Source organism: Paenibacillus sp. cl130 (assembly GCF_900116035.1).
GTDB lineage: Bacteria > Bacillota > Bacilli > Paenibacillales > Paenibacillaceae > Paenibacillus > Paenibacillus polymyxa_B.
Genome location: NZ_FOYG01000010.1, coordinates 119,562 through 137,119 on the forward strand (window position 1 = coordinate 119,562; position 17,558 = coordinate 137,119).

Annotated in this window: 16 protein-coding genes; 9 read left to right on the forward strand and 7 right to left on the reverse strand. The window is 45.8% G+C overall.

Translation table 11 applies throughout. The annotated features are described in order from the left end of the window. The first annotated feature begins 24 nt into the window (after positions 1-24). Positions 25-1,251: an RtcB family protein gene (locus BM358_RS22925; protein WP_023987137.1), complete on the forward strand. Its 1,227-nt coding sequence runs from the start codon at positions 25-27 to the stop codon at positions 1,249-1,251. Positions 1,252-1,367: 116 nt separating this feature from the next. Here BM358_RS22925 and BM358_RS22930 read toward each other — a convergent pair whose 3' ends face one another. Both BM358_RS22930 and BM358_RS22935 read right to left on the reverse strand, forming a co-directional pair. Further along, positions 1,368-2,258 (reverse strand): shikimate dehydrogenase, encoded by an 891-nt coding sequence (locus tag BM358_RS22930; RefSeq protein WP_023987138.1) that lies wholly within the window; start codon positions 2,256-2,258, stop codon positions 1,368-1,370. 29 nt (positions 2,259-2,287) lie between these two features. Then, positions 2,288-3,478 (reverse strand): MFS transporter, encoded by a 1,191-nt coding sequence (locus BM358_RS22935; protein ID WP_028542037.1) that lies wholly within the window; start codon positions 3,476-3,478, stop codon positions 2,288-2,290. Between the two features lie 216 nt (positions 3,479-3,694). Between BM358_RS22935 and BM358_RS22940 the strand changes: the two genes are divergently transcribed. From BM358_RS22940 to aroD, 3 genes are all read left to right on the forward strand, one after another. After that, positions 3,695-4,606, forward strand: a complete 912-nt coding sequence (locus BM358_RS22940; RefSeq protein WP_023987140.1) for a LysR family transcriptional regulator — start codon at positions 3,695-3,697, stop codon at positions 4,604-4,606. A 130-nt stretch (positions 4,607-4,736) separates the two neighbouring features. Next, the gene (locus BM358_RS22945) at positions 4,737-5,999 is read left to right on the forward strand and encodes an MFS transporter (RefSeq protein WP_080751598.1); all 1,263 of its coding nucleotides are present in this window, start codon (positions 4,737-4,739) and stop codon (positions 5,997-5,999) included. A 103-nt stretch (positions 6,000-6,102) separates the two neighbouring features. After that, a complete protein-coding gene (gene aroD, locus BM358_RS22950) occupies positions 6,103-6,867 on the forward strand; it encodes a type I 3-dehydroquinate dehydratase (RefSeq protein WP_028542038.1) in 765 nt (254 codons plus the stop codon). A gap of 103 nt (positions 6,868-6,970) precedes the next feature. Here the strand turns inward: aroD and BM358_RS22955 are convergent, their stop codons facing one another. Further along, a complete protein-coding gene (locus BM358_RS22955; RefSeq protein ID WP_023987143.1) occupies positions 6,971-7,543 on the reverse strand; it encodes a shikimate kinase in 573 nt (190 codons plus the stop codon). 554 nt (positions 7,544-8,097) lie between these two features. On the opposite strand from BM358_RS22955, the gene BM358_RS22960 reads away from it, so the two are divergent. The 3 genes from BM358_RS22960 to BM358_RS22970 all read left to right on the forward strand — a co-directional run bounded on the left by BM358_RS22960 (position 8,098) and on the right by BM358_RS22970 (position 11,017). After that, positions 8,098-8,790 (forward strand): pectate lyase, encoded by a 693-nt coding sequence (locus BM358_RS22960; protein WP_028542039.1) that lies wholly within the window; start codon positions 8,098-8,100, stop codon positions 8,788-8,790. A 135-nt stretch (positions 8,791-8,925) separates the two neighbouring features. Continuing rightward, entirely contained in the window at positions 8,926-9,963 is a 1,038-nt protein-coding gene (locus tag BM358_RS22965; RefSeq protein ID WP_028542040.1) for an aminoglycoside phosphotransferase family protein, read from the forward strand. A 55-nt stretch (positions 9,964-10,018) separates the two neighbouring features. Beyond that, positions 10,019-11,017 carry a glycosyltransferase gene (locus BM358_RS22970; protein WP_023987146.1) on the forward strand — a complete coding sequence of 333 codons (999 nt, stop codon included), beginning with the start codon at positions 10,019-10,021 and terminating at the stop codon, positions 11,015-11,017. Positions 11,018-11,137: 120 nt separating this feature from the next. Here the strand turns inward: BM358_RS22970 and BM358_RS22975 are convergent, their stop codons facing one another. Together BM358_RS22975 and BM358_RS22980 are read right to left on the reverse strand one after the other, a co-directional pair. After that, on the reverse strand, positions 11,138-11,623 hold the full coding sequence (locus BM358_RS22975; RefSeq protein WP_158451748.1) for a DUF1036 domain-containing protein: 486 nt from the start codon (positions 11,621-11,623) through the stop codon (positions 11,138-11,140). A 192-nt stretch (positions 11,624-11,815) separates the two neighbouring features. After that, complete coding sequence (locus BM358_RS22980; protein ID WP_023987147.1) at positions 11,816-13,024, reverse strand: MFS transporter; 1,209 nt, start codon at positions 13,022-13,024, stop codon at positions 11,816-11,818. Positions 13,025-13,240: 216 nt separating this feature from the next. Between BM358_RS22980 and cysK the strand changes: the two genes are divergently transcribed. Together cysK and BM358_RS22990 are read left to right on the forward strand one after the other, a co-directional pair. Then, on the forward strand, positions 13,241-14,164 hold the full coding sequence (gene cysK, locus BM358_RS22985) for a cysteine synthase A (protein WP_028542041.1): 924 nt from the start codon (positions 13,241-13,243) through the stop codon (positions 14,162-14,164). A gap of 132 nt (positions 14,165-14,296) precedes the next feature. After that, positions 14,297-15,274, forward strand: coding sequence for an aldo/keto reductase (locus tag BM358_RS22990; protein ID WP_023987149.1), 978 nt, complete (start codon positions 14,297-14,299; stop codon positions 15,272-15,274). Positions 15,275-15,430: 156 nt separating this feature from the next. Here BM358_RS22990 and BM358_RS22995 read toward each other — a convergent pair whose 3' ends face one another. After that, positions 15,431-16,231, reverse strand: a complete 801-nt coding sequence (locus BM358_RS22995) for a WYL domain-containing protein (protein ID WP_028542042.1) — start codon at positions 16,229-16,231, stop codon at positions 15,431-15,433. Then, positions 16,206-17,531, reverse strand: coding sequence for a helix-turn-helix transcriptional regulator (locus BM358_RS23000; protein WP_028542043.1), 1,326 nt, complete (start codon positions 17,529-17,531; stop codon positions 16,206-16,208). Before BM358_RS23000 ends, BM358_RS22995 begins: the two co-directional genes overlap by 26 nt. Positions 17,532-17,558 lie beyond the last annotated feature (27 nt).

Here is a 17,558-nt window from a genome sequence, read left to right on the forward strand (position 1 = left end):
GACTTACAGGAGGATGAAACGACGATGGCTTATCAAGAAATCAATGGAGTACGAGTATGGGGATCACCTGATCCAGGGGCATTATCTCAAGCTCGTACATGTGCCGAAAACGGTAATGTAATTCAAGCGCTGCTGATGGCAGATCATCATAAAGGCTACAGTCAGCCGATTGGCGGTGTGATGGTGTATGACGGACAAATTTCGCCTTCAGGTGTCGGGTATGATATCGGTTGCGGAAATAAGGCGGTAAGAACCAAGCTGTTTGCAGCAGATATTATGCCGCGTATTTCAGCCGTGATGGATGAGGTTGCATGTCATATTTCGTTTGGCGTAGGTCGTGTGAATGCAATTCAGATAGACCATGAGCTGTTCGATGACCCGGATTGGGCAGTATATGCGGCGATTGGGAAACAAGAACATGACAAACTGAAGTCCTTGGCGAGAGAACAGCTGGGTACAGTAGGGAGTGGTAATCATTTTGTTGATGTATTCGTCGAGGAAGCGACAGGACAGGTCTGGATTGCCAATCATTTCGGCAGCCGGGGCTTTGGACACAAAACAGCAAGTGGGTTTCTAAATTTGGCCGCTGGACGAGAGTTTCTCGGAAAGGCGCCGGGAGAGCATATGGATCAGCCGCCTGTGCTGCTGGATATGAACAGTGAGTTGGGGGATATGTACTACCGTGCGATGCGCCTTGCCGGACGCTATGCGTATGCGGGACGTGACTATGTGATAGAACAAGTGCTTGGTATTATGGGGACCGAAGCGGACTTTACTGTGCATAACCACCATAATTACGCATGGAAAGAACAGCATGATGGGCGTGACACCATTGTGGTCCGTAAAGGCGCTACTCCCTCGGCACCTGGCCAGATGGGCTTTATTGGAGGAAGCATGGGCGATATTTCGGTGATTGTACGCGGAAAAGATTCGGTAGAAAATCGGGATTCCTACTATAGTACAGTTCATGGGGCAGGTCGTATTATGAGTCGTACCCAGGCAGCTGGTAAAATGAATTGGAAAACCCGCACACGGAGTGGTGGACAAATCACGGACGTACAGATGAAGGAGGCCGTTCTGAACTATAGTGTCGAGCTGCGCGGAGCCGGTACAGATGAAAGCCCGTTCGTCTACCGTAAACTGCGCGAGGTACTGGACGCTCATTCCGAGACCGTGGAAGTTATGCATGAACTGAAGCCCATTGGGGTATGCATGGCTGGGGCTAATGAATTTGACCCTTATAAGGATTAATAAAAAGACTATGCCAGGCAGAAGTGTTCATTCGCCGAGCATAGTCTTTTGAGTACATAAATGAGTATATAATAGAAGGAATTCATTGCTTGATGCGTTTGTTAGTAGCTCTATGTTTACAGCTTGTCAGCAAAAAGCTGTTCTTTAATATAAGCGACTGGCATTTCTTGGCCTGTCCACAGTTCGAAGGCCAATGCACCCTGCCACAGCATCATGCCCAGACCGTTAATGGCAGTTGCACCTACGGATTCGGCTTGTTCCATCAACTTGGATTTAGCTGGGCTGTACACTACATCGGTTACGATCAGGTCGGAACGAAGCATGGACACATCTTCAATCACACTTTTGCCTTCCAGTGGTTTCATACCAACCCCTGTACCGTTAGCGAGAATGTGACTTGTGCGGATCTCTTCACGTAGCTGTTCTTGATTTTCCAATGGATAGATATTCGCCTTAACTTGGGTGTGTTTCATATCTTCATTAATAATACGGACATTCTCTTCTGCACGAGCAAAGAACTGATCGTTACGGGCAAAGATTGAAATTTCAGCCAGACCTGCTTGAGCCGCTTCAATAGCAATCGGTGTAGCTGCGCCGCCAGAGCCCACAAGTGTCATTTTCTTGCCTTTCAGGTCAATGCCGTGTTCACGCAAGTTACGAACATAACCAGATCCATCTGTACTGTAGCCTTTCAGTTTACCATCTGTGTTCACGACGGTGTTGACGGCACCTGTAAATTTAGCGCTGTCGTCCAGCTCGTCAAGATACTGTAGAATAGCTGTTTTATTAGGCATAGACACGTTATAACCGCGTATGTTCAGAGCGCGCATCCCCCGTACCACTTCTTCAAGTTGTTCATTTCCTACTTCAAAGGCCATATACGCATTATTCAGGCCCAGCTTTTCAAACGCAAGATTATGCATAGCCGGGGACAAAGAGTGTCCGATTGGTGTAGCAAGCAGTCCGATTAGTTGTGTTCTTCCGTCAATACGTCCAGCATTTTTCATGATATAAGCCTCCAAGTAATCTGTGTAGTTTAATGAAATACTTTTTTATATCGATAAGCAACAAACACGGCCAGCAAAATACTGACTACAGCAATCGCAATATCCAGAATGAATACCGAGGTAATTCCCAAACTTTTGGACATGCCCCCGGTAGCCAAAGGCATCAGGATGAACGAAAGACTGGCTGCTATGTTCACGAGAGAAGTCGTAGTGCCTTTGTTCTTGCGGAAAAATTCCGTCATAACCGTGAGGGCAATTTGGAATATGCCTGCGGTAGACAATCCGATCAAGAATGAACTGATCAAAGTAGCGACAGGATTGTGCCATGTAATTAAAGCCAACAAAGAAAGCAGGGCAATAAGCGGATATACAATCATGACAGTAATCGGTTTAATGAATTTACCAAGTACCACAGCTAACAAAATAACGGAAACCAATGAACCTATACTATAGTAGCTCAGCAGTTTAATGGCACTGGCTTTGTCCATGCCTAGGGCCTCTTGTCCAAAGGTAGGAAGCCATAGCTGTACGATCATGAACAATACAGTAGAAGTAAAACCGATAATAATCAGAGATAAACCTTCTTGCCAAAACTTAGGCTCGCTGCGGAAAATATCTGTGGATTGGGCAGCCTCGGTTGGAGCCTTTTGTTCCTCAGCTTTGTGGTTGGGGAAAGCTGTCATCGATAAGAAGATACCGTTCAGCAGATAAATCCCTGCTGGAATAAAGAAGGAATATCCATAGAACATATCGTGATTAATAAAGAATGCAATCATGAACGGAATCACAATAGCACCGATAGAGATGGATGCTTTGACCAGTACAGTTGCAGATCCAGCTTTTTTTCCAAAGCCTTCAATTAATGCAGGATACGTTCCTGAATCCATCATAGAGTTGCAAAGCCCTGCGATAATGGCAAACACGAATGCCAGCGAATAGTTAGGTGCAAGCGGAATGCCAATCAGAAAGATTAAATAAGCAAATGATGCAATAACAATGAGTGGTTTTCTTCCGTATTTGTCTGACATTTTTCCGGCTACCCCGAGAGCGAGCAGCTTACCGATCCCAATCGCGGACACCAGATAGCCGATGGCTGCTTTATCCGTGTTCAATTGGACGGTCAGGAAGCTCATATTCGACGAGAGAATAACATTGATCATACCCAGAAGAAAATAGTTGATGTAAAGCCCTGCTGCCATTCTGATATAAGGATTTTTCATAAGTGTAACTCCCAACTTAAATTTTAGATCAATGGCCTAGGTAGGCATCGTCCAGCGGTATTGCATTACGCCTACAGATAAGTGAAATTATTCACATTCTTTCTATGTCATTATTATATAAGGAGTGTTATTATAAATCCAATGCATATTTCTATCGTTTTTCATAGTTTGGGTCTATAATTTAAAATATGAATTAAAGAAGGAGATTACATAATTATGAACCTGAAGCACTTACAATATTTTCGTGTACTTGCGGAGATGGAGCATTTTACCCAGGCAGCTATGCGACTATGTATTACTCAGCCCAGTTTAAGTCATGCGATTTCAGAATTAGAAAAAGATTTGGGAGTTCATCTGTTCGAGAAGCAGGGGAGAAATATTCGGTTAAACAAATACGGACGATTTTTCCTGAAGTATGTGGAGCACGCGATGGATGAATTAGAAAAGGGAGAACACAATTTACGGGAGCTAGTGAGTCCAAGCCATGGAAATATAGATTTGGCGTTCATTTACACGTTAGGCTCACACTTCATTCCAGCGATCATTCAGGCCTTTTCAGCTCTAGATGCCCGTAAAGATATCTCCTTTTCGTTTCACCAAGGGAATACGAACGATATTATCAAGGGGCTGAAGCAGGAACATTATGATGTGGCGTTCTGCTCTCACATGGAAAATGAACCGGATGTGGAGTTTATTCCGTTGGCTCAGCAGGAACTGGTTGTCATTGTTTCGCCTGATCATCCACTGGCGACTCTAGACCAAATTGATCTCAAGGATACAGCGGATTATCCGGTGATCTTCTTCAACAAAAAGAGTGGGGTTCGGCCCATTATTGAGAATTTGTTTGTCAAAGCGGGCGTCACGCCACAGATTATTTGCGAGATTGAAGAGGATACAGCAATGGCAGGGCTGGTGTCTGTCAATTACGGAATTGGGGTTATGCCTCGAATTTCATCGTTAGATTATTTTAACGTCAAAACATTGCCTATTGTAAATCCAGAATACGAGCGTTTTATCTACCTGGCCAGCATCAAAAATAGATATTTATCCCCGGCAGTAGTGGACTTTCGGAACTTTGCACTAAGCTACGGCAAGGAGTTTTATCTGAAAACGCATCAGCGCGTCTAGGTTGGGGTCCCGCAATATTTAAACTTGATAAATCTTAAAATGTGTTCTATACTTCATCATCGACACAGGTAATGTGAAATGATTCACATTTTTAATACTACAAGACTTACTTACAAAAGCAGGTGAATTCATGATGAAACGTTCTTCTTTTCCAGTGGCGACAGGCCTTTATGTAAACTATCTTTTGTTCGGCATGTTTAATATTATGCTGGCGTCCCACATGTCCTTTTTAACAGAGCATTTGCATACAGATCAGGCGGGCATCAGTCTCTTGGTTTCTGCGATGGGATTTGGCAGGCTGTTTACCCTGTACATATCCGGGGTGCTCTCCGACCGTTATGGTCGTAAGCCGTTTATTGTGGTAGCAGGGCTACTAATGGCTGTATTCTTGGTCGGTATACCGCTGAGTCCCAGCTTTGAGATGGCGATCGTACTGGCAGTGCTGGCAGGCGTAGCGAATTCTTTTCTTGATTCAGGTACTTATCCAGCGCTGATCGAAGCTTTTCCCCAATCCTCTGGTTCGGCTACAGTGTTGGTAAGAGGTTTTATATCCATCGGGGCGGCATTTTTACCGTTAATGATTATCTTTTTTATGAATCACGACATTTTCTACGGATTCTCTTTCTTTTTACCAGCCTTCATATTTGCTTTGAATGCAATTTACCTGTTCAAGATGAAGTTCCCAGACATGCGGGTTCAGTCACCCAAGGAGCCAGTTGGTGATACTTCTGTATCGAGCGTTGAGCAAGCGGGAAAATTGGAGGCAAATGATCGGAGTAAGCCGCGGTTTTGGCAGGAAGGGGTATGCCTTATCTTGCTCGGATTTACCGGACCGACTTTGCTTTATATTGTGCAGTTATGGCTGCCTACTTTTGGACAACAGTTTATCGGTATGACCCAATCAGAGTCTCTCAGATTATTAGTTTATTACAATGTCGGTTCACTGATTTCCGTGTTTGTATTGGTAATTGTGTTAAGAAAATGGGTTAAACCTGTTCACATTATTCTTATTTATCCATGTATTTCTCTGTTGGCTTTTGGAGCGCTTCTCTTATTCAAGTCAGGGGCTGCGGCCATTATTTGTGCGAGCGTCATTGGGTTTTCAATATCAGGTGTACTTCAGCTGACATTAACCGTAATGAGTGAATTTTTTAGTCAACGAAAAGGACAGATTACCGGGTTTGTGTATACAGCAACCTCGCTGTCATACACGGTCATTCCCGTGTTTACAGGCTTTCTTTTGAAACATTCTCAGATATCGAGTGTTTTTATGCTAGCTATTATTGTGAATGTGCTAGGGATCGTACTGGCGGTGTTTGTTAATTTTCGGTACAGTTTAGTTTTTCCAGCAAGTCGCAAATTGTCCCCTAAAATCGTACTTGATACCAAATAAATGACGACTGGACCTAATCATCTGCATGCTTATTCAGAATGCGTTATACTATGAATTATTGTACATGTTCGACTTGAAACTGTAATTTGGGAGTGAGATAGAGATGGCTAAAATCGTAAAGGTGAAAGATGTTCTGATCGGTGAAGGAGCGCCAAAAATTTGTGTGCCCATGGTGGGAGAAACGTTGGAGCAGTTGAAGGAAGAGGCCACTTATTTACGTACGCTCGACCTGGATATCGTGGAGTGGAGAGTCGATTTTTTCGAGCATGTGGAGGATCTGGAAAAGGTTAAAGCTGCCTTACATGAAATTCGGTCTATTTTAGCAAATGTTCCGCTCGTATTTACGTTCCGTAGCGCTCGGGAAGGCGGAGAAAAGGAAATCAGTGCAGCGAGTTATGTGGAATTGAACCGTACAGTAGCCGAAACGGGGCAAGTCGAACTTATTGATGTAGAGCTTTTTAATGAGGAAGCTGATGTGAAGACGCTGGTAGAAGCAGCACATAAGCATAACGTATATGTGATTATATCTAATCATGATTTTCATAAGACGCCGTCGAAGGAGGAGATTGTGTCCCGGTTACGTAAGGCGCAGGAATTGGGAGGCGATCTGCCTAAGATAGCAGTGATGCCAACCAATACAGCCGATGTGCTCACTTTGCTGGATGCCACGCGTACCATGGCAGAAGAGCATGCAGATCGGCCGATTATTACGATGTCGATGGCGGGGAAAGGTGTCGTGAGCCGCCTGACCGGAGAACTGTTTGGTTCGGCTCTGACCTTTGGTGCTGCTAAGAAAGCTTCCGCACCGGGGCAGATTCCTGTCACTGAACTGAGAGAGATATTGACGGTGCTGCATAGCCATTCTTAAAAGATGGATAGGCATTACTCGCTAGTCAGTAATATATCCGCAGTGAACCAAAAAGGAAGGCCCTCATGCGGTAAGCATGCGAGCCCTCCTCTTTGTGTAACTCTTAATTCAATCCCCGAGTAGGTTCATACAACTCCCAACCTAGATTCAGCGTTTGAATAATATAGTCTGCGACTTCTTCCGCATCCAACTGATCCGTATCGATCTTGGAGTGATTCACCGCGTAAATGTCCTGTCTGGAACGGAAGAGATCCTCAATTTCCCCTAAAGTCTTGTTTTGTAGATTGGGACGGGTGTCAATCAGCATCTTGAGCCGATCTTTCCAGGAATCCCAATTTAAATCCAAGAAGAAAACAATCGATGAAGCCAAACAAGCTTGCTTCACCTCTTCCTGTAAAAATGCACCACCGCCAACGGAAATGATTTTGAGGCGTGTGTTGCTGCATAGCTTCAAAATATGCTCTTTTTCAATCTCACGGAAACGCTTCTCTCCATAAGTTTTGAAAATCTCTGTTGTTGGCATGTTGTATTCTCGTTCAATCTCCTGGTCAATATCCACGAAATCGCGATACAGCTTGCGCGCTAGATGGGAACCGATCGTTGTTTTGCCTACACCCATAAAGCCGATGAGCACAATATTTTGTTCTTTTAATGGAATCTCACTATTGTTTTGCACGATAACCACTCTTTTCTCACCAGTAATGTTGAGATGTGACGCTTCAAAGCACTAAATACATTATACGTTCATCAAACGTGTCATTCAATAGTATAGACTACATCAAAAATGAGGTATAGAACGAAATAAGGTTCTGATTACCATTGTAGTGACATAGAGCACGCATTAGAGACTAGATACTCAGTAATTTGATGCGTAAATTGTCAAAAAATAAACTTGTACAAGTATAAAAGAGGCAATATTGTGTACTTAATTGAAAAAAAGGACATATTTTGGCGGAAAATATATTGAAATTACTGGAAGTATGATTATAATAGAGTTATGCAAATTGTAAATGTAATCGCTCTATTTACAATTTGTGCTTTATATTAATTAGGAGACAAAATTGCTTTGAACCAAAAACCAAGTATACATATGCAAATAGTTAAATAACGACTTTTAGACGTGTATCGGTCAATGGGTTCATTGTACGAAGGTGGTGATACGGTCTACGCGCTCTAGTCAACGAAGAATTGACAAGAATAAAAAAATATCTACGAGAGGGATGAATTGAAATGAAAACAAACACAGCTAAAGTATTGAAAAAGGGAATCAGTATCGCTTTATCAGGAATGTTGGTCGCTTTATTTGTCGGCAATTATTCTGCACATGCAGCTCCAGAAGTCGTTCATAAGACCATACTTGTTAAAGCTGGAGAAGTATACGATGGTAAAGGCAAGACTGTAGTGGCTGATCCTGATACCTTGGGAGACGGAAGCCAGAAAGAGGCTCAAAAGCCTATTTTCAAGCTTGAAAATAATGCAACACTGAAAAATGTGACCATCGCTGCACCTGCTGCGGATGGTGTGCATGTATATGGCAATGGAACTATCTCCAACGTAACGTGGGAGGATGTAGGTGAAGATGCCTTGACGCTTAAAGAGCCAGGCACGGTAAACATTACGGGCGGTGGAGCGTTCCATGCGTACGATAAAGTATTCCAAATTAATGCCGAAGGCACGATTAACATTAAGAACTTTAGAGCCGATGATATCGGAAAACTGGTTCGCCAGCTGGGGGGCTCTACCTTCAGAGTGAATATGACTTTGGATAACTCGGATATTTCCAACGTGAAGGATTCGATCCTGAGATCGGACGGTCCTAACAGCAAAGCTAAAATTACGAACACTCGTTATCACAATGTGAAACAATTGTTCAAAGGCTTTAAATCCAGTAATACGAGCGAGTCCGGCAATACTCAATATTAATCGGAGTAAGATAGGAGTAGAGATATGATAAGGGGCTGTCCAACAGGTCTTGTGATCTGATTGGACAAGCCCCTTTTTTGGTACGGCGAGTTTCCCCAAGATGATCTGGACTTCGTTCGGAACGAGGACTGTGATATGATCGTGCTATTACATTTTATACAAAAAAGTTGGGTAGCTATGAATCCTTTTCATCAATATGTGAATGTTGACGGCACTTTGAATGATACGCTGGCGCGGAATCGTGAAATTTTATATACAGGTACGAATGGTCGGCATGTGGAACGTTTTTACGTGTCTTCCTCTGAAAGTTATATATTCAAACCTCTAACCAACGATGATCAGGAGGGGCGGGAGAGATGGGTGTACGAGCATGTGCTTCCTGCGTTATCACCAATCTATCCCCGATTGCTAGCCTGGTCTGACGCAGACGCGGATGGCGGAGGAGAATGGATGGTTTTTGAGGACCTTGGTCCGTTACATCATCTACACGCAGACGAAACCCTGTTACGGGCTATTGGACTTGTTGCATGGTGGCATGCTTTGCCGACGGATCGTTTTGCTGGAATGCCGCTGCGGGGACCGAAGCCACTCATTCAGGAGATGGTTTCCGAGCTATACACGCGCAAGCCGGATGTGTTAAAGCTTTGCAGCTCACTGGGATTATCTAAGCAACAGATGCAGCGTATGTATGTACAGCTGGAGCATTTATCTTTTTCACAGCAGCTAGTACTGTCTCATGGTGATCTTCATCCGGGGAACTATGCGCTGAGCGGGGAACGGCTTATGGTACTGGATTGGGAGCATGCTCATCTGAACACACCGCTGTGGGATGTATATCACCTGATCGACATGTCCCATCCGTTGTTTCCCCGACGGATGACGTCCGAATTGCGTATTCGTATACTGGACACATACGTGGAGCAGCTGGAGCTGTTGGGGATAAGAGTGGATCGAACGGCATTTATGCTGGAATATGGCATGTTTGCGGTGGTATTTTCGCTCTGGATGCTGTTGTTAATCACAAGTGATTTGCAAAGGATTGGAACGAACCTGCATAGAAACGGCGATAAATGGTCAAAAGAGCAATTAGAGTCCCAGTTGGATGAAACGTTAGCCTGTTTGAACCAATGTGCAACGATGATGGATTGGGGACAAGCCCAACAATGTAGATAGTAGCTTAAGTCATAGACTGTATTTAGTTAGCAAAAGAAGGTGGGAAAATAAATTCATGAAAAAAGTCGGTTTGGTTATGAGAAAAATACAATTTGCTGAAGCACAGGGTCCTCGTATTTTTGCAGAACGTCTGAAGCAGATCGGGTTGGAATTGGGGGTGGACATCGTATTTGTATCACCAGAGCGCCATGTGAGCAGCCATGACTGGCTTCCGGGCTATGAGCACGAAAAGGGCGACTTGGTCAACTATGACGTCGTACTGGACCAACTCCATGAGCAGCAGATTGAGCACGTTATTTATACGGTATCTGGCTTTACCTATTTGAACATGTTCTTTAAAAACAGCGTGCTTTTTCCGCATAGTTTTCCTGATCCGGCACTTACAGGCTATGAGATGATGAAGCCTTTTTATCAGATCGTGGACAAGGCTATTGTACAGACTGCCTTTCTCAAGCAGGAGATGGCTTCGAAGTTTGGCGTAACCGACGTGACAGTCATCCCGATCGGATTTAATGAGCGGCTGGTTGAAAAGCATTTTGATCCCTCGCAAGTGGTAGAGAACCGGGTGATGTGGATTGGTAGAGATGAGGAGAACCGACGTCCGGATTTGGTGCTGGAGTATGCGAGGCATAATCCTGACAAGGATGTCTATATGGTATTTGGCGGTGAACGCTACAAGGAAAGTATGAAGAAGTACGATATCCCGGACAATGTTAAACTTCAATTTGCGTTGACGCAAGATGAGGTGTTTGCACTGATGAACACGGCAAAGGTGTATTGGAGCTGCTCCAAATTCGATACGTTCGCGATGCCACTGACCGAAGCGCTGGCTATGGGTAAAATCGTCGTGAAGCCAGAGCATCCTTGCTATGGACATATCAGCTCTACGCATTCTTTTTCAGGGAATGAGAAAAACTGGTTCGAGCTGGTCAATATGGCTGCCGCCTCACCGCGCCGGGTTTCTACAGAAAATCAGGCATACGCTATGGAAAAGTTTTCAAGTCAGGTGATGAAGCAGGGCTATCGGGACTTTTTTGATCATTGGTTAAGCTGAACGGCGAGGCAAAACACTGTGGTTGCAACAAGCGTCTGAATGTCCAGAGTGAAATAAAAATAACCCGCAAGGTGGTCACTTTTTTTCAAATATCCATCATGCGGGTTACGGTTCTTTGACTTATCGTTTGGACTTTACTGGAACCGGGGTTCCTTTTTTAAAGCGAGCCGGTCTTCTCGGAATTCTGCGAATGCCGGAGTCCTCCGATTTAGAAGGTAATGCTTTATGAGTTGTCTTTGTTGACAGTTGGCTGGTTCTGCCGAACTCGACAGTGTAACTGTCTACAGATGAGTCAATGGAAAGTCTACGCATCCCCACTCGTCTGGATGATCCGCTGCTATAGTTCCAACACCAATGAAAATCACTGCTAGTGCTTCTCGGAAGCCGTGTGCGGTACGTACCACGCCACGAATTGGAGTGATCTTCAGCATAATAATAGAATGTGGTTCCCCCGACAGAACCGCTCCATACTTCTCTCGTATCACCAGGTTCTATCCGATACCAGCCCATTTTAGAATAATTGGTGGGATGACAGTCGGAACTAGGATAAGCATAGGCGGCATAGATGGTATTACTCGTGTTGTTTGTAAAAAAAAGGCTCATCATACACACTTCTTTCCTCATAAATTTGTATTACAATGTCATACTATGAGGAATTTAGAAGAAGAGAGTGGACAATATCTCTCAATCTATGAAAAATGAACCATTCGTTTACTTCCAACCTGCTGTTTTTAGAGATTTGCCGCCATTCATTGCTCTCCGGTTAATAGCTGACACTGTCCAACAAACTGAACGATTCTATGACTGTATCTCAGCTATCGCTTCAGTATGAGCCGTCTTGCGATCCTCAATGTAGCTAACTATCATGAGTAGCAGACCGCCGACAGTGATTAGCGATGCAACCCATGGAATAGCGGCTAGCCCCATTTGATTAATAACAACTCCCCCGATAAAAGCACCGCCTGCGTTGCCCAGATTTAATGCGGAATGGCTGGAGGTAGAGGCAAGTAAAGGAGCCTCATAGGCCAGATTCATGATGCGAACCTGAATACCCGGCATGATGCCGAACGCAGCAATGCCCCAGATAAAGACTGTGATGACGGCCAATACCTTGCTTTGAAGCGTAAATGTCAGAATGGCCAAAATAATAGCCAGCACAGCATAGTTTGCGATCAGGGATGGAAGTAGTTTCCAATCTGCGAGCTTGCCGCCAACGATGTTGCCGATCGTTACCCCTAGGCCAAACAGGACGAGAATCCAGGTAATGCTATGCTCGGCAAAGCCACTAATATCCGTAAGCAAAGGCGTAATGTACGTAAAGACAGTGAACAGGCTACCACAACCGACTGCACCTGTGAGCAGCATCAGCAGCACTTTTGGATTAAACAGGCTTTTGACTTCTTGTTTGAGACTGGAAGGCTTGTCCTGATGAATCACCGGAATGTAGCGAATGATACCAAAGAGAGAAATCAAGCCGATGACCACAATGGCTCCAAAGGAAGCACGCCAGCCGAGCTGTTGTCCGATAAAGGTACCAAAGGGCACGCCAATAATGTTCGCCACGGTCAAACCGGTCAGCACCATAGAAATAGCACCCGCGCGCTTGTCAGGACGAACCAGTCTGGCAGCGATCAGGGAACCGGCTCCCAAAAAGGTTCCGTGCGATAATGCAGTAGCCATACGAGCGGCAATCAGAAGTTCGTAATTGGGAGCAATGACGGAAAAAAGATTGCCTAAAATGAATATAGTCATTAGTAGGCATAGCAGCTTTTTCTGCGGAACCTTATGGGTTAATACAGTAAGTACAGGTGCGCCAATGGCCACACCAAGCGCGTAACTGGTGATTAACTGCCCGGCTTGCGGAATCGTAACATGAAGATCATGGGCTACATTGGGCAGAAGTCCCATAATGACGAATTCGGTCATGCCGATGGCGAAGGCACCAAGGGTTAACCATAGCAAGGAGGGGGGGAAGCGATTTGCTGTCATATTTTCTTGATTACTCATAAGTGTCTTGTATCCTCCTGAAAAAATAGTAATGCGAGTATATCATTACAGGCGATATCTGGCGACCCATTTTGCAAGAATTTCACATACTAAGTTGATGAGTTTTATGTAATTTACAAAAGCGACAGGTAGGAAGGAGCCAAGTATGTTATTTTGGTAGTATGATATGAAGATCGTAAATAACGCTGTAAGAAACAATCTAAGGAGGATACAACGATGGCACCTAAAGTGGTACATAGTATTACAGATTTAATAGGAGATACACCTTGTGTAAGACTCCAACGGCTCACAGGGCCGCAGGATGCGGAAGTGTATGTGAAGCTGGAGTATTTTAATCCAAGCGGCAGTGTTAAAGATCGAGCGGCGGGCAACCTGATTGCCGAGGCGGAAAAGGCAGGACATCTAAAGCCGGGAGGCACCATTATTGAGCCGACGAGTGGCAACACGGGAATTGGTCTTGCGATGAATGCGGCAGCCCGAGGTTACCGTGCAATTTTGGTGATGCCTTCGAATATGACGAAGGAACGGATCAATATTTTGAAAGCCTACGGGGCTGAGGTCGTACTGACACCAGCGGAAGAACGGATGCCAGGAGCGATTCGCAAGGCACTCGAACTGGGGGCTGAAATTGAAGGGAGTTTTATCCCGCATCAATTTGAAAATGAGGCAAATCCGGATATCCACCGTACGACGACGGCACTTGAGATTTTGGAACAGACAGAAGGGAAGCTGGATGTGTTCGTCGCTTCTTCGGGAACGGGCGGTACCATTACGGGAACAGGTGAAGTGCTGCGTCAGCATTTGCCGGATCTGCGGATTGTTGTAGTTGAGCCGAAGGGCTCGCCAGTGCTATCTGGAGGAAAACCCGGTCCACATAAGCTGGTTGGCACCAGTCCAGGCTTTGTTCCCACCGTGCTGAATACGGAAGTGTATGACGAAATCGTGCAGGTTTCCGATGAGGATGCGATTGCAATGACACGGGCGATTGCTGCCCAGGAAGGGATTCTGGTTGGCCCCTCTAGCGGAGCTACGATATGGACGGCGATTCAGGAAGCTCGGCGTTTGGGAGCAGGCAAACGGGTACTTTGCATTGCCCCGGATACCGGAGAGCGTTATCTGAGCATGGGGATATTCGGATAAAAAGATGTGGATTGGGACCAAAGTGATACACGACCGTAAGTAAGTGGTAAAATAGGTGTGTGATAGCGGTTTCACGAACTATTCATATGTGGATAAAGCAGGGAATATTTTGAGGGTTGAAGGAGGAGGAGCATGAAGATTATGCCTTTACAGAAACGTGGAATCTCCGATAGTCGGCTGGCGCTCGGTTGTATGCCTTTTGGTGGAGAATGGAGCCATGCACCGTTTACGCAGGCGCATGTCGTTGAAGCGGAAAGAGCTGTAGAAGCTGCACAATCCATTGGGATTACGATGTTCGATCATGCGGATATCTATCGTATGGGGAAAGCGGAAGAAATTTTCGGTCGGGTTTTAAAGGGACAGCCGGGCTTGCGTGAACAAATCGTAATTCAGTCCAAATGCGGCATTTTTCTGCCGGATGGTACGCTCCCGGGCCGTTTTGATTTCTCATATGCACATATTATGGAGTCCGTGGATGGTATTCTGAAGCGTCTGGGTACGGAATATTTGGACATCCTGCTGCTGCATCGCCCCGATCCGCTGGTAGAGCCGGAAGAAGTAGCGAAGGCGTTCAGCGAGCTTAAGACGTCTGGCAAAGTACGGCATTTTGGCGTTTCCAATATGAATGTAAGCCAAATTCGGTTTCTGGAGCGGAGCCTAACGGAGCCGCTGATCGCTAATCAGCTGGAAATGAGCCTGGCGCATCTGCATTTTGTAGATCAGACAGTACATGTGAACCAGCAGGCGGGGACGAATGTACATTTTGGCGAAGGTTTGCTGGAATATTGCCAAACCGAGGATATTCAGCTCCAAGCCTGGGGACCGCTGGCGCAGGGACGTTTTAGCGGAGGTTCTTTGAAAGGGGAGCCTGAGCATGTCGTTAAGACGGCAGAACTGGTGCAGAAGCTGGCTTCTGAAAAGGAAACGACACGTGAAGCGATCGTCCTTGGCTGGCTTATGAAACATCCGGCACGGATTCAGCCTGTCATTGGCAGCGCCAATCCTGAACGAATCAAGGCATGTCAGGATGCGGAACGCCAGAGCGAGCTGATGACCCGTGAGGAATGGTACGAATTGTACGTCAGTGCGCGCGGACAAGCCTTGCCATAACTCGTATAGCGGACCAGCTTGTTACAACAGGCGTATGTGGATGTAAGTGTATGACTTCGTTTATACGAACCGTAGTTTAATAGCCCCTCCCTTCGTCTCATTAACAGACGGAGGGAGGGGCTATTTACATGGCTGCATCTCATATTGTCTCAGCAGCTATTCCTCTTCGTAGCGTGCAAGGGCCCTGGCCGTTGTTTCCTTCATTCGTGAAATCAGCCGGGAGCCTTGGACGACCTTGACACGTTTGCCAAGGAAACGGATTTTAGATAGTACATATTCACATTCGTCTGCCTGGAAAGTGAGCGTAATACGATAGGTATCTGCTTCCTGAACATATTCGACTTCTTTTTCAAAGCAGGAAAAAGCATATAAAATACGGGACATTTCTCCGTTGTATACAGGAATAATTTCGATGATGCCCTGTTCTTTGCGCGACTCCAGTATACCGAGAATACGTTGGATGAATTTTTCGGCCTCTTCGGGTAGAAGCTCATCTTCCGTGACGTTCACGATATTAGACAGCTTGGTAGACATGAGCGCGCGGTGTCTGCGGTTATACCACAGCAGGCTCCATTCTTTTTTGACCATGGAAAACTCCAGCTTATATGGAAAACCCGACATCCGTTCATGCATACGCCCGTTGCGCAACCTGTAGCTCAGGCAGATGCCTGAACGGGAGCGTAGGATCGGACGCAATGTGAGCAGAAGCGGATGATATACGGAGACAGCAGGGATACCTGCTTTTTCCCGCAAACTTCCATCGGCCTCCAGAGGCTCGTCGTCTGCGAGCATCTGCCGAAGCTTATCAAGCGTAGACGGGGTGAAAGCCTCTATTGCTGCCGAGTCTGTCAGCATAGATTGGAGCCAGACTCTTTCCTGCGATGTGGTGGCAAAAGCGCCCGATTCATCCAGCCGAGAGACGATCTGATAGTTAAATATTTTCTCGAACAGGCTCATAATAGGCTTGCAGCTCCTTCCATTCCTGTCTGAATTCCTTACGCAGCCGCTGAGGCTCCAATACCTCACAGCTTGATCCGAAGCTGCGAATCCACGGTTTAATCTCGGTGATTCCATTCACTGTGATTTCATAGATAAAGGATTCACTTTCTTCCTCCACGATCGTACCCCATTGTCCCTGTGACAGTACACGTTCCCGAATAAAGTTGCGCTTCGCGCCCTCAGGATTAAAAAAACGTACCCGTACCTTCACAGGACGACCGGTATCAACAAGCCAGCTGTACCGCATTTTTTCTTCCAACACCGCTAGCAGATCGGCATGAAACTGCTCTGGTACAGGCTTGCCCTCCACCAATTGAGTCATGCCCTCCATACGAAACTTCATGATTCCTTTACCGCCTACATGACCCAGAACATACCAACGTCCATATTGATGATCATAGATGACTTGCAGGGGCAGAATGGTATGTTCACGGCCCTCCGTCTCTTTTTCAAACAGCGGGTTTGTGTTCTGTGACCCGTACATGCTTCGTTTGGACATCGAAAAATATAAAAAAGTTACACAGCGACGTTGCCGAATGGCGTGTAGAAGCGGATGAATATGGGCTTCGTCCAGAATGCGTGAATAATAGTGGTATTTATATAAAAAAGGTTCGGCCAACTCCCGATCTCCGGCCTGACGGCGCATGGCTTTTTTTAGATGATCTCGCAACAGATATCCCTGAACAGAGGGAAGCTGGGTGTTGGCCATAATGTCTACAAAATCATATAAGTCCAGTAATTCCTCGTCCGTCAGTCCTGTCACCAGATCGTTGCGGACAGCATAGCGATAAGGTCTGCCGCCGGGTTCCTTGCGAACCACGCCGACTTCGACCAGATATTTCAGATCGGAACGAATCGTTTTCTCATCCGGCAGCGAACTGTCGGAAGGCAGCCCGTTGCAGCAAGCATCCAGCAATTCCATAGTGGTCAGAGGCTGTGACTGTAGCGCTGTCAGCAGAAGAGATAAGCGGACGCTTTCTGATTCCTTGAGCGATTTGGCCCGAAACAAGAATAGTAGTAATGGATCAGCGGATTCATAATAATTAAAGCGCAGCATCTCATTAAAATCATGTCCCTGGTCCTCAGGCAACTGCTGTTGTACGGATTGGACGATTTCCTTGAGACGCCGGATTGTTTTATCAAAGGTATGCACTGAAATGCCCAGTCTGTCTGCAAATTGCTGCCGATTATAAGCGCCGCTGGTCAGTGTGAGCATGCGCAGGAATTGAATTTCTTTATCAAAACTCTCTCTCGCCATGATGCATTCCCCGTTTCTGTTGCCGTT

Bases quoted from the DNA above. Each gene is read 5' to 3' on its own strand.
- aroD (WP_028542038.1), top strand. From the start codon at position 6,103: ATGGCTAAAATCGTAAAGGTGAAAGATGTTCTGATCGGTGAAGGAGCG.
- BM358_RS22995 (WP_028542042.1), bottom strand. From the start codon at position 16,231: ATGAGCCTGTTCGAGAAAATATTTAACTATCAGATCGTCTCTCGGCTG.
- BM358_RS22990 (WP_023987149.1), top strand. From the start codon at position 14,297: ATGAAGATTATGCCTTTACAGAAACGTGGAATCTCCGATAGTCGGCTG.
- BM358_RS22935 (WP_028542037.1), bottom strand. From the start codon at position 3,478: ATGAAAAATCCTTATATCAGAATGGCAGCAGGGCTTTACATCAACTAT.
- BM358_RS23000 (WP_028542043.1), bottom strand. From the start codon at position 17,531: ATGGCGAGAGAGAGTTTTGATAAAGAAATTCAATTCCTGCGCATGCTC.
- BM358_RS22980 (WP_023987147.1), bottom strand. From the start codon at position 13,024: ATGAGTAATCAAGAAAATATGACAGCAAATCGCTTCCCCCCCTCCTTG.
- BM358_RS22930 (WP_023987138.1), bottom strand. From the start codon at position 2,258: ATGAAAAATGCTGGACGTATTGACGGAAGAACACAACTAATCGGACTG.
- BM358_RS22940 (WP_023987140.1), top strand. From the start codon at position 3,695: ATGAACCTGAAGCACTTACAATATTTTCGTGTACTTGCGGAGATGGAG.
- BM358_RS22960 (WP_028542039.1), top strand. From the start codon at position 8,098: ATGAAAACAAACACAGCTAAAGTATTGAAAAAGGGAATCAGTATCGCT.
- BM358_RS22925 (WP_023987137.1), top strand. From the start codon at position 25: ATGGCTTATCAAGAAATCAATGGAGTACGAGTATGGGGATCACCTGAT.
- BM358_RS22945 (WP_080751598.1), top strand. From the start codon at position 4,737: ATGATGAAACGTTCTTCTTTTCCAGTGGCGACAGGCCTTTATGTAAAC.
- BM358_RS22975 (WP_158451748.1), bottom strand. From the start codon at position 11,623: ATGATGAGCCTTTTTTTTACAAACAACACGAGTAATACCATCTATGCC.
- BM358_RS22970 (WP_023987146.1), top strand. From the start codon at position 10,019: ATGAAAAAAGTCGGTTTGGTTATGAGAAAAATACAATTTGCTGAAGCA.
- cysK (WP_028542041.1), top strand. From the start codon at position 13,241: ATGGCACCTAAAGTGGTACATAGTATTACAGATTTAATAGGAGATACA.
- BM358_RS22965 (WP_028542040.1), top strand. From the start codon at position 8,926: ATGATCGTGCTATTACATTTTATACAAAAAAGTTGGGTAGCTATGAAT.